Genomic DNA, 12695 nt, shown 5'->3' with positions numbered 1-12695 from the left:
TATAATTTTTTACTTTAGCAAAGGTATACGAGCGTTTAAAGATTATCAATACTGATAAATAACCATTTTTTAAGATATGAATAACATTGCAGGAGTTCTTAACGAAAAGCTTTTAGAGCAAGTATTTGAGCAAGAGCCAGATCCTCACAAACTGCTTCAGCAATGTCAATATATTGCACAATTTTATGCTCATATTGAAAATGCGATAGCGGTTTTGAGTGATCTTAAAAATGACAAAAGCTATATCTACAACGGGGGGCTTGCCCAAACACTAGGATTATCAGATCATGATTCAGAGATTGATTCCATATGGGAAGATGCAATTTTCAAGCTTATTCACCCTGATGATCTACTACGGAAGCATATCCTTGAATTGCAATATTTTCATTTTATAAAACATATACCTCTTACTGACCGTCACAATTTTCATGTCATTAGTAAGATCAGGATGTACAATCAGGAAGGTCAGTATATATGGATATCCCATCGCATGTATTATGTTCAGAATTCACCTAATGGCAGTATTTGGTTAGCCCTATGTTTATACAATTTTGCTCATTTGTCCGATAACACAGAGTCTTACGAGGGCTTTATTGTGAACAGTGTTACAGGGCAAATTATTCAACCTGAAAAACAGGAAAGTAGCAATTTATTATCCAAGCGAGAGATAGAAATTCTTAGTTTAATAAAAATTGGCAGACGCAGTAAAGAAATTGCTGATGACCTCTCCATCAGTATTAATACTGTCAATCGACACCGACAAAATATTCTTGAAAAACTTCGTGTTACGAATTCAATTGAAGCATGCCGGATCGCATCTTCTTTAAACTTGTTTAAATAGTTGATATAGATGACCTATTTTCCTAAGCGATATAATTTAAAATCGGCGTCAAATTATTTCTTGACGCCGATTTTAAATAAGATTGCTATAATAATAAATCCTAATCCAGTTAATATGGGGGGTAATAGATTTCCTCTAATTCCAAAGTAAATCATCAATAAAGCGACTATAATGAGCAGTATAAGTAGTATGGTCTTCATATTTATGTATTGAGCAACACAGTGTGTTATCATAAAGCTACTTAAAAAATAATTAGACAGATCCTTTACTTTTTAAACATCCGTAATTTATACCATTATAAATAATATTCTTACCATTAGTACCAAAATCTCAATTATTTACTGACCTCATTCAATAATGCTAAATCTTCCTGATCTAAAGTGATTTTAGGAGCATCAAATAGCGTTTTCAACTGATTATTACTCGTTGCGCTTACTATTGGTGCTGTAATTAATGGATTGGCCAGTAGCCACGCTAAGGCTATTGTTGCTGGTTGTGTATGATATTTCAATGCTATTTTATCAAGAGCTGACAGCACATTTAATCCCTCAGCATTTAAATATTTCCGCACTCCTTCACCACGCGCACTCTTGTTAAGATCTGATTCATTTCTATATTTTCCTGTTAGAAATCCGGCGGCTAATGACCAGTATGAAAAAGTACTTAAATCATATTTTTCAACTAAAGGTGCGTAATCCTTTTCAAAAGTAGTGCGTTCCATCAAATTATAATGTGGTTGAAGCGCTACATATTTCGGAAAATTGTTCTTCTCAGCAACATCAAAAGATTCTATCAATCGCTTAGGGGATAGATTAGAAGCTGCAATATAACGAACTTTACCAGCCTTAATAATTTCGTCATACGCAGATAATGTTTCCTCAATTGGTGTTATTTGATCATCAAAATGCGTATAATACAGATCGATATGGTCTGTACCTAAACGCTGTAAAGATTCATCAACGGATTTCAAGATATGTTTTTTACTGATATCAACAGGATGTTCTTTTGTTTCAGATCCCACTTTTGTTGCAATGACAATATTTTCTCTGTTATTACGTAGCGTCATCCATTTTCCAATGATAGTCTCAGACTGGCCTCCTACTCCATTCACCCACCAAGAATATGTATCTGCAGTATCCACAAAATTAAAACCTTCATCTACAAACGCGTCTAAAATATCAAATGATTCTTTTTCATCTAAAGTCCATCCAAAAACATTACCTCCAAAATTGATCGGAGCAATTTCTAAATCTGTATTTTTAATTGTTACTTTTTTCATGTTTATTCAAATAAATATTTCAGTAAAAATAACTTATTCACATTTTAATAAATTCATCAGTTTGTCAAGATGTTGACTCTTTAGTTCTAATAAAGTTATAATATCTTAGAACAAAAAGAGTAATATTATAGAAATGTATGTCTAATAGAAAAAGCCATATCTAACGATATGGCTTGATATAAAACCTATATTTTTCAGTGAAATTTTCTATTTATATGAGGTGACGGAGTCCGTTATTTTCCAAGTCCCCTTATCGTTGATTAAAGTTACAATGTCAATCTTGGTAAAGCTATCGAATTGCATGATCACTTTGGCAATAGCGTAGTCTTTGGAGGTTTCTAAAATCTGTGTAGTAGTCTTACAGTTTAATCGCTCTCCTTTTTGCTTTTTAAAGAAGTTAATAAGTTCTGATCGACTATTTGTTTTTGCATGTGTCCCTTGGACTTTCTGATTAAAATCGCTTGCAAACAACTGCTCTAATCCTATTGATTGTCCTTCGGTAATGATTTCTATATATTGACCAATTGCTAAGTTAGCTGTAGAAAGATTAACCATACTTTTTTCTGGTTTATCTGCCGCCATAGTAATGCTACCTAAAGTTACTAATGCTACCGCTGCGAATGTTTTTACTAACGTTGTCATCATGTTTTATTTTTTAGTACTCGTTTGTTGTGCTTTAAATGAGTAGATTTTTGGATAATTTTTCCCTTAATAATTTCCTTTAACTTTCTGATTCAAAATTAAGACAAACAACGTATATTGTTTATTACATTTAGATTAACAATATATTAAACTCGCTAAAAAACAGTATACTGAAGGTGAATAGACAATCCATCATTATTAAAGTAAATGACGTCGCGTGAATGCATGTTATAAATTACGGCCCTGTTAAATGTATATGAATAGATATTTTAAGCGGTTCGAGGGAAAAATAAATAGATAAAAAAAGAGAGTAAGTTCATCTTTAAAATATCTTACTCTCTCTGAGATTATCTATAATAATTTTAACACATCGCCTATTTAATGATAACACTTATATAAATAACTTTATCATGTACGGATGATCTTATGTATAAATTTCCATCCTGATAATTCGAAAATGATTATAAAATAAAGAACTACCTAACAACATGTTATTTAATTGACTTCTGATCTTTTTTCTCTAACAATGCGATATACTTAGCATAACCTTTCGTAGCCATTTCATCTTTAGGAATAAATTTGATAGATGCACTATTGATACAATATCTTAAACCTCCTTTATCTGCTGGACCATCATTAAAAATATGTCCTAAATGTGCATCGCCTGTCTTACTGCGCACCTCAGTACGTTCCATTCCGTATGAATTATCCGATAGTTCCTTCACTATTTTCTCACTAATCGGTTTTGAAAAACTTGGCCATCCACAATCCGACTCAAACTTATCTGAAGATATAAACAATGGTTCGCCTGTAGTCACATCAACATAGATCCCTTCTCTAAATTCATTCCAGTACTCATTATCAAAAGCTCTTTCGGTAGCGTTTTTTTGCGTTACATTGTACTGGATATCCGTAAGTTCTTTTTTTAAGGTTTCTTTATCCTTTTTTTTATATTCCCCCACTTTGACAGGATTTGCCTTCTTTGCTAATTCAAATAAATCTGCCCCTATATGACAATAGCCTCCAGGATTCTTGTCCAAATAATCTTGATGATATGTTTCTGCATCATAAAAACTCTTTACAGGTCCAAATTCTACCACTATTTTCTTTTGCGGATAAGCCCTCCCTAATTCCTCAATTTTTTGATGTACTAAACTTTCATCTTCTTTATTGGAGAAAAAAATACCTGTCCGGTATTGGGTTCCTATATCATTCCCTTGTTGATTTAAAAGTGTTGGATCGATCGTTTTGAAAAACAAGTCAATTAACAGTTCTAAATCAATTTCTTCGGGGTCATAGACAACTTTAACGGTTTCTGCAGCTCCTGTTACACCTTTAGAAACTGCCTCATAAGTTGGTTTTACAACTGTTCCATTCGCATATCCTACTTCTGTAGCAGTAACACCTCTTACTTGTTTAAAAAAATGCTCTGTACCCCAAAAGCATCCTCCTGCAAAATAAATTTCTTTTGTTTTACGATTCATGTCGGTTGGTATTTTATTTAGTGGCTCTATTGTCTTTTTCTTTAAAGCAAGACCCATTGCCATCAATGTGACAACTCCAATAGAACATATCAATATTATTAATGTATTTTTCATTGTTTTATGTTTTAAACTGTCTTATAACTTACCAAATGCATACCAAATCCTAGATACATCAGATCTTTAAGTATAAAAAAATCTGTATAGGGTACGCCATCTATAATCTTCCACATATTTGGTGTCGTGAATAAGTAACTCAATGTCATCAGGAATATGACGCACATTGCAAATCCTGCATATTTTTTCAGTTCGTCAAATTTTAATGTCAGAATCAGTAAAATTGCTACCAAAATTTCCACTACACCAACTATATTCGATACGGTTTGCACACTCAATATGGTATAGATCCAAGCCGATAGTGGATGATTTTCTATCAGTGGTTTAATCGCATTTGCCTCCGTAGGTGTAAACTTAAATATTCCTATCCAAAGTAAAATAAGAACTGCTCCTCCAAACGAAATATAGTAACCTAACGAAGACCCTATATTTGGATCATTATTTTTGTTTTTTGCATGCATTTTGATTGATTTTAAAGTTCAGTGATGTTTCTTTACATCAATAGTCGCTGATACTTTCAAATCCTGACAAAAAAGATTAAGTTTTAATTTTACTTTTTATTTTACTTTTAAACTCCTGTATATCATTTTCATGAATAACCTGATTATGCCCTTTATTCAGATTGTTGCGCAAAAGTGTATCCATAAAAATAAACTTTCTCTCATAAGCGCGGCACCATTTACAAATAAAAAGATGTCCCTTTAATCTTAGTCTTTGAATTAATGATAATTCGTCAGCATTTTGCAGTTCAATTAACAAAGTCGTCTCAGAACAAGAGAGCAGTAAAAAGTGTATGGTTCTTTTTAACATAGTAATGTTTTAATTTTGAGTATTAAACCAATTATTTTCCAAACAGGCCCGTAATTGTAAACGACTTCTCTGAAGTATTTTCCAAAGGTTAGTCGTTGTAATTCCGGTTTCCTGACAAACTATAGCTGCCTTTTTTTCTTCGAGATAATAAAGCTTTACAGGGATTTTCCACTTTAAAGGAAGACCTTCTAAACACTCTTCCAAAGCAATATGGAACTCTTTGTCATCCAGCAGATTTTGTTCTTCGTTCCACTCATATAGTATATCATCACTTTTCCATGATCCTGATTCATCAAAAAAATAATCCAAACTGATCTGATCGTTATGACGGTACTTTTTACGATAGAAATCAGCAACTTTATTCTTTAAGATCCGCATGAGCCAAGTTAAGGGACTACTATTACCCTTGAAGTTAGTATATGACTCAAAGGCATTTATAAAAACATCTTGTACCAAATCCTCGGCATCTTCTTTATCAGACACTAAATACATTGCTCTTTTTAATAAGGGCAGACTGTATTGGTCAATCCACCTATTAATTGTCTCTATCTTTTCATTCATGCTGCGATTCAAATATACTGGTTTATAAAGTTAAAGAATAAACTTCTGACTTCTATCAACATTAACCGGAGGATGTAAGCAGATTGGGTAGATTAATGCTAGATAAAAGGATGTTTAAATATACTTTTCATTTTAGTTCAGACAATTTATCTTGTTAGAAAAAAAGATATAGAACGAATTGATTATCAACAAATAATATATTATATTTACAGATAGGACCAACCTAACATTAAAAAAAATCTAATATATTGAAACTTATGCTAATTAAAAAGAATGAGAAATCGTGTATAGCGTTTTTTTCCTTTCAGCTTATTATTATGTTAATACTGCTAATATCTACTGTCTCACCCATTTTTGCGAAAAAGAAACCTAGTAAGGTTATAGTCGCCTATGTAACTTCCTGGACATCAGATATACCCGATCCAACACAGATTACACATATTAATTACGCATTTGGTCATGTTAATGATGCTTTTAATGGTATTCGTATCGATAATGAAACACGGTTACAATCGATTGTCGATCTGAAGAAAAAATATGCTCATCTTAAGGTATTATTGTCGATCGGTGGTTGGGGAAGTGGCCGATTTAGTGAGATGGCCTCAGATAACACTAAAAGAGAGCAATTTGCCAAAGATTGTGCTCGAGCTGTCAAACAATTTCATTTAGATGGTATTGATATTGACTGGGAATACCCTACTAGTTCGGCCGCAGGTATATCTTCCCATATTAATGATACCCATAATTTTAGTTTATTGATGAAAGCGATTAGAAAAGCTATTGGCACTAAAAAATTGCTAACTATGGCTTCTGTGGCAAGTGGTAAATATGTGGCTTTCGATATAGTTGCACCTTATCTAAATTTTGTCAATATCATGACCTACGATTCCGGTAATCCTCCTTACCACCATGCGAGCCTATACCGATCAGCATTGTCTGGTAATACAACATGTGAAGAAGCAGTAGCAGCACATATTACCGCGGGGATGCCTGCTCACAAACTTGTTTTAGGAATACCCTTTTATGGAAGAGGAAATAAGGAAGAAGTTAAAAGTTTTATCGATTACAAAGACTTATTAAAGCTACAAGGATTGGAAAAAAAATGGGATGATGTTGCAAAAGCGAATTACATGGTCAATCAACAAGGAGAATTTGTTTTGTCCTATGAAAGCCCCGAATCCATCAGGCTCAAGTGCGATTTTATAAGAGCAAAAGGTTTATTAGGAGCTATGTATTGGGAATATGCTGGTGATACAGAAGAAGGAATACTTCGAAGTACAGTTTATTCAGGAATATTCGAGTAATCAACAATTGAACATAAGTACAGGAATAACCTTATTGTGAAAGAATGGAAAAGCAAAGTTTATTTTATCATAAGCGGAATCCAGCAATTGATATGATTCGGGCACTGACCATGTTGATTATGATCTTTGTTAATGATTTTTGGAAAATTCATGACGTTCCCCATTATCTTGAGCATGCTGCTTATGGAGAAGATTTTATGGGGCTAGCAGATGTTATATTTCCATGCTTTCTTTTTTCTGTCGGTTTATCCATACCTTATGCAATCGAGATACGGTATACTAAAGGATATGAATCGCTATCGACAATAAAGCATATTTTGTCCCGTACATTTGCACTTTTGATTACTGGAGTTTTTATCGGAAATTCCGAAGCCGGGCTAGCGGCAGACACTCCTTATTCAATCGCTATCTATTGGGTACTGATGATCCTAGCTTTTGTTGCCATCTGGAACGACTATTCAAAGGTTACGAATCATCGAATACAAGGCCTGATCCCCATCTTCAAAATAATAGGTGTACTCATACTTCTCTATTTAGCAATTAGCTTTAGAGGAGCAAATGGATCTGTATTTTCTTCGAATTGGGGTATTCTTGGGATGATTGGTTTTTCTTATTTCTTTTGTGCGACTGTTTATTTACTATTTTCTGATCGACAGAAATACCTATTTTACATTGCTGTCATCCTTATTTTGATCGCAATTCTTAAAACGCCATTAAAAGCAGAGTTTGGTGGAACTTCAATCTTAAATCTACCAAAAGGTAATTTTATTGACGGATTCATTGCACTATTTCATATCGGCAATGGCGTATTAACAGCTTTCACCATGGGTGGTGTAATACTCAGTATGTCACTTGCTAAAATGGAAAAATTATCTAAAAGCATGCAATGGTTCTATATCATTTTATCTGGGTTGATCAGTTTAGCGATGGGACATTTCTGTCATCAATATTGGATTGTAAATAAAATCTCGGCGACATTACCTTGGTTATTTTATGTCTTATGTATTTCTCTCTTGACATATACTTTAATGGATATCTTAACCTATTATAACTTGACAGGATGGTTTAAATGGATCAAACCAGCTGGTACAAGTACACTTACTACTTATTGTATACCTTATTTGTATTATGCAGCCTCTAGTTTAACCTTAATTACATTACCCGATCAATTAACCTCTGGGTTGCCAGGTCTTCTTAATTGCTTTCTTTTTGCTATTTTAGTAATCTGGACAGCTGGCCTTTTTGAAAAAATGAATATAAAACTACGGCTATAAAACATAGAAAATATGATTATGTTGTGTTCTAAATAAGCTTTGATACCAGCACCATAGCTGACTTAAATATTTACCTTATATCTATAATGAGAAATTCGATTCGAGCTGTACTTATTTTTTTCGCGGTATTTACAACATGTAACTTAACTGCCCAAGTGCATAACAGGTCAAAGTCTTTAACAGTAGTGAGATTGAAAACGGATATAGCTGATCCTAAAGATATCCCTCTTTTTTTTAATAAAGCGGCTATTACCTATCAAGCTATTGATCAGGTGAATTGGTCTACATATCCCTATAAACCGCAGGTTAGTTTTGCTATTGCATATACCGATAAGGCTTTATTAATTCATTACCTAGTGGAGGAGAAACATGTACGGGCTGTTACTAATCATGATAACGGGAAAGTATTTCAAGATGCATGTGTTGAATTTTTTGTCCAACCTCAGGCCTCTGATTTAACCTATTATAATTTTGAATTCAACTGTATCGGAAAGTTATTAATGCAGGCAGGTAAGCCTGGAAAACGTGCATTGCCCACAGAACCTATATTAAACAGTATCAAGCGATGGTCCTCTTTAGGTAGCGATCCGATCAATATTCAAAATCAAACAACCTCTTGGCAACTAGCTGTCATCATACCATTAACTGCTTTCTATTTAAATCCAATGGATTCATTTGCTAATCAAAAGTTTAAAGGGAACTTTTATAAATGCGGTGATAAATTGGAACAGCCTCATTATTTATCTTGGTCTCCTATTCATTTACCGCATCCACAGTTTCATGCTATAGATTTTTTTGGAAATATAAACTTTCAATAAAGATGAGTTAGATCTTTCGTATTATGTCTCTCATCCTATTTTCTTAGCAAGAACTTTATAAAACCTAATTCTGATGTAGTTTTCAGGTTTAAGCACTGATATGATCAAATTTAATCCAGGACCTGTATTTAAAGTAACCCTAGAGCATAATAAACTTTATGGACAGGTTGGTCATGATAAAAAAGAACTTGTACCCTTTGCAAAACATAAATTCTTCGCGCAAGACCTAGATTCTTCCCCTATCTTTCAGATTGATTCCAAAAACAAAATCATTGGTTTAAACAAAATTCAGAATAGTGAAATGAAAGCACATAAATTGTAGTCAAATTAGTGTTAATATTGGATATCTAGTATAATGGAGTTAAATTTGAAATAAAAAATGGCGTTCAAGCACATCTTTAAAGTAGCACTAAGTTGGTTTTCAACAGAGAAGGTAGCTTCTACTAAATCTAAAGTTTATAGTAAAAGCCATCACATTTCTATTGAAGGGAAAAGTGATCTGGCAATCTCTGCCGCTAAAGCTTTCAAAGGGGATCCAAGTCTATACAATCCAGAAGATCTCTTGCTGAGTAGCTTAGTTTCATGCCACATGATGTCTTATCTTTATCTTTGTGATCAAAACAACATTGAGGTCATCTCTTACACAGACCATGCAGAAGCTATATTAGAAGTTAATTCAGATGCTAGTGGCCGTTTTGTGGAGGTAATACTAAAACCTGCAGTGGTTATTTTAAATCCGGAGCAAATTGCATTAGCGTTAGATTTGCACAAAAAAGCTAATCAACTTTGTTTTATAGCCAATTCGTGCAATTTTCCTGTAATGCATAAGCCGACATGCCTCGCAGAATAAAAATATAATAGGTACTTTCCATAAAAGACAGGTATATAAATAACGCATATAACTTCGCAATTTTCTTGGGTATATGATAAAATTCTTTACTTTCGCTGTTCATTAATACATACATGATATATGAACAAAGAAATTAAAATCTTTAGAGATACAGCTAAAAGCAGAAAGTTATTAATCAGTTCTGGAGCGATCTGTCTAGTCCTGGGCATTGTATTTATTTATGGATTAGGCACTTTTGACGATATTTTCAAAGCAAAGGTAGCAGTGGCTAGTGGGGCTGTATTTTTGATTATGCTGATTTTCGTGATAAAGAGTATCATAAATATGAATGATAAGTCTGCAATTTTTGAATTGAATGAAAATACTGTAAGCGGAAAAACCTCACCTCTATCAAGAGGTATTGGAGCAATTAACTGGAAAGATGTTACTGGTTTAGAGGTTCAAAAAGTTGGTGGCGATACTTTGGTGGTTGTATACTTAACGAATGTAGCATATTACCAAACAAAACTTTCCAAGATGTTTTGGAATATGGCTTTTGATAAACAATCTCAAGAATTACAGATCATGTATTCTGCTTCCGAAATTGATATGAGCATAAATGAACTCTATGACTTGTTTGTATCTTACTGGAAACAACAAGTTGCATAGTTATTCATTTTCGATAATAATATGAATGGTCTCCTGTAAAACCATCATACTATAATAGAAACCTTCATTTCCGATTCTGCGAAAAGACTTTTATGGCACTATTATTTAATTAAGGTCGATCTAATAAATTTCCAAATTTAAGAAAAATACAAAAATAGAGAAGGCTTATCCCATCACAGATAAGCCTTCTCTTAATTACCTTCTTAATCTTCTCTTAGGGTTATGTAAGATCGATTATTTCCTACTATTGTTCCCAACCTAATGTTTGCACTAAGTTACTTCCACTTAACACCATTTGACTATTGGCGATAGGATAATAGTAGTGCTTATTTTTAATAAAGTTTTTCTTATTATCCCTAGCAACAGTAAACATAATATGTCCATTACTTCCATTCTCTAGGTAAATGCTATTATTATTACCATTTGCATCTTTGAGGTAGTAAAGTGTAATGTTCTTCAGTTGTTCTGGAGTAAACCCAGCAATAGGACCTGTATCTTTCGCCGATTCTAATATAGCTATATCGGGATTCCCGTCACCGGTGACATCCATTGCACCTAACGCCTTTACATACATACCTTGCTGTTGATCTGCAAGACGTTCACCAACTTCCCATCTAAAAATATCACGATAGCGCTGGCCTTCACATGCTAATTCAACCCGTCTTTCTCTTCTAACTTCTAAAATTAGTCCAACATTTCCTTTTACATTAGGATAGTACTGTTGTAATATAGGATCTACAGCACCCATCGCTTCACTTAAAATCATAGGAGGCATAGCAACACGCGCTCTTAGTTGATTGATCGACTTATCCAGATCTGCTTGACTATTCAAAGTTCCAAGTTCTGCTTTAGCTTCTGCATAAATTAATAGGACTTCAGCATATCTAAATACAAATGCATCCGTGTAAGAAGCTTCCCAGCTAATCATTTCGGTAACTTCCGGATAAAATTTAATCTGATTATACCCACCTAAAGTTGGCTTCAAACGATGTGGTGTCGTTGCGTCAATCGATTGAAATCCAGGCTTCATGAATGTTTGCTCAAAACGTGGATCTCGATTTGCAAATACTTCATTGACATTTTTTGTCTTATAATTTGGTTGATTTGTAAATCTAGTCCCATCTTTCATCAAATAGCTTTCCATCAGTGTCTGGCTTAAAGCCCATTCATAATCCAATACCGTATGCGTATTCCGTCTCATATTCAAATCTTTATCGTAATCGATAAACATAATAGTTTCCGGATTTGCCTGAAGATTTTGACTGATAAACAAGTCTCTGTAAGCTCTATCTACACCACCGGCTTTACTGATCTGGAAGCCACCCTCATTTATGATTTTCTCCGAAGCAGATACTGCTCTTTCTAGAAACGTTTTAGAACTAGCAGCCAAACCTAAGTAGGTATGATATTTACGGTATGTACCTTCTTGCAGTGCAAACTGTGACAGCTGTGCTAAAGCAGCCCATTTAGTTACAGTCGATTTGTGTCCGTCAGGTTTTATATGGGCTGCTGCAAATTCTAGGTCAGCCATAATAGAATCAACCACCAAAGCTCTACTATCTTGCTTCTTATGTAGCGGTTCAATATCTGCGGTATTCAAAGTGTGTCCATACCAAGGTACATCATTATACATATTGACTTTATCAATATAGAACCGTGCACGGAAAAATTTGGCTATGCCGACATAATGATTCACTTCCTCTGCACTGGCATTCTTAACGCGTCCATAATTTTCTAGAAAAAAGTTGATCCCACGCAAAGTGGACCAGCTCCAAACACTCGCATTTTGAGGTGTTATACCTCCCCTCATCATTTCATCTATAGCGCTTCCTGAATTATGATGGGCCAAGTTATCCGTTCCGATATCTGCGATCGGTGAACTTAAAGTATTGTAAAAACTATTTGTATATGTTTTTAAATCTGTAATATTATTGAAAAAAACTTCTTCAGTAACTGATGTAGTAGGATATCGATCCATAAAATCATCATTACAACTTGTGACTAGGGCAAACATACTCATTAATGTACCCCCGACGATTATCCATCTATTTATATTTTTCATGATACATT

The 12695-nt window shown here is 33.9% G+C and carries 13 protein-coding genes and 1 pseudogene; 7 read left to right on the top strand and 7 right to left on the bottom strand.

The features are described 5' to 3' along the window. Nucleotides 1-76: 76 nt before the first annotated feature. The gene (locus M2265_RS01670; protein ID WP_132768313.1) at nt 77-841 is read left to right on the top strand and encodes a response regulator transcription factor; all 765 of its coding nucleotides are present in this window, start codon (nt 77-79) and stop codon (nt 839-841) included. A gap of 334 nt (nt 842-1175) precedes the next feature. On the opposite strand, the gene M2265_RS01665 is transcribed toward M2265_RS01670, so the two are convergent. The 6 genes and pseudogenes from M2265_RS01665 to M2265_RS01640 all read right to left on the bottom strand — a co-directional run bounded on the left by M2265_RS01665 (nt 1176) and on the right by M2265_RS01640 (nt 5731). Continuing rightward, entirely contained in the window at nt 1176-2120 is a 945-nt protein-coding gene (locus M2265_RS01665; protein WP_132768315.1) for an aldo/keto reductase, read from the bottom strand. A gap of 207 nt (nt 2121-2327) precedes the next feature. After that, nucleotides 2328-2765: a nuclear transport factor 2 family protein gene (locus M2265_RS01660; RefSeq protein ID WP_132768317.1), complete on the bottom strand. Its 438-nt coding sequence runs from the start codon at nt 2763-2765 to the stop codon at nt 2328-2330. 488 nt (nt 2766-3253) lie between these two features. Further along, nucleotides 3254-3724 carry a peptide-methionine (R)-S-oxide reductase MsrB gene (gene msrB, locus M2265_RS26910; RefSeq protein WP_262708415.1) on the bottom strand — a complete coding sequence of 157 codons (471 nt, stop codon included), beginning with the start codon at nt 3722-3724 and terminating at the stop codon, nt 3254-3256. A gap of 60 nt (nt 3725-3784) precedes the next feature. Next, nucleotides 3785-4246 (bottom strand): annotated as a pseudogene (msrA, locus tag M2265_RS26905) (peptide-methionine (S)-S-oxide reductase MsrA); the annotation flags it as partial. A 125-nt stretch (nt 4247-4371) separates the two neighbouring features. Continuing rightward, nucleotides 4372-4821, bottom strand: coding sequence for a DUF417 family protein (locus M2265_RS01645; protein ID WP_132768321.1), 450 nt, complete (start codon nt 4819-4821; stop codon nt 4372-4374). A 358-nt stretch (nt 4822-5179) separates the two neighbouring features. Further along, a complete protein-coding gene (locus M2265_RS01640; RefSeq protein WP_132768323.1) occupies nt 5180-5731 on the bottom strand; it encodes a sigma-70 family RNA polymerase sigma factor in 552 nt (183 codons plus the stop codon). A gap of 317 nt (nt 5732-6048) precedes the next feature. On the opposite strand from M2265_RS01640, the gene M2265_RS01635 reads away from it, so the two are divergent. From M2265_RS01635 to M2265_RS01610, 6 genes are all read left to right on the top strand, one after another. Next, complete coding sequence (locus tag M2265_RS01635; RefSeq protein ID WP_132768324.1) at nt 6049-7035, top strand: glycoside hydrolase family 18 protein; 987 nt, start codon at nt 6049-6051, stop codon at nt 7033-7035. Between the two features lie 44 nt (nt 7036-7079). Beyond that, nucleotides 7080-8309 (top strand): DUF5009 domain-containing protein, encoded by a 1230-nt coding sequence (locus tag M2265_RS01630; protein ID WP_132768326.1) that lies wholly within the window; start codon nt 7080-7082, stop codon nt 8307-8309. Nucleotides 8310-8500: 191 nt separating this feature from the next. Then, nucleotides 8501-9127, top strand: a complete 627-nt coding sequence (locus M2265_RS01625) for a carbohydrate-binding family 9-like protein (protein ID WP_165905837.1) — start codon at nt 8501-8503, stop codon at nt 9125-9127. A 100-nt stretch (nt 9128-9227) separates the two neighbouring features. Next, a complete protein-coding gene (locus tag M2265_RS01620; protein ID WP_132768330.1) occupies nt 9228-9449 on the top strand; it encodes a hypothetical protein in 222 nt (73 codons plus the stop codon). 57 nt (nt 9450-9506) lie between these two features. Further along, the gene (locus M2265_RS01615; RefSeq protein ID WP_132768332.1) at nt 9507-9977 is read left to right on the top strand and encodes an OsmC family protein; all 471 of its coding nucleotides are present in this window, start codon (nt 9507-9509) and stop codon (nt 9975-9977) included. A gap of 120 nt (nt 9978-10097) precedes the next feature. After that, on the top strand, nt 10098-10625 hold the full coding sequence (locus M2265_RS01610; protein WP_132768334.1) for an STM3941 family protein: 528 nt from the start codon (nt 10098-10100) through the stop codon (nt 10623-10625). Nucleotides 10626-10869: 244 nt separating this feature from the next. Here the strand turns inward: M2265_RS01610 and M2265_RS01605 are convergent, their stop codons facing one another. Continuing rightward, nucleotides 10870-12687: a RagB/SusD family nutrient uptake outer membrane protein gene (locus tag M2265_RS01605; protein ID WP_132768336.1), complete on the bottom strand. Its 1818-nt coding sequence runs from the start codon at nt 12685-12687 to the stop codon at nt 10870-10872. Nucleotides 12688-12695: the final 8 nt, after the last annotated feature.

Origin of the sequence: Sphingobacterium kitahiroshimense, from assembly GCF_025961315.1 — a bacterium.
Classification (GTDB): Bacteria; Bacteroidota; Bacteroidia; order Sphingobacteriales; family Sphingobacteriaceae; genus Sphingobacterium; species Sphingobacterium anhuiense.
Note: the sequence above shows the minus strand (reverse complement) of the source record. Positions and strands in the feature narration are given on the sequence as shown.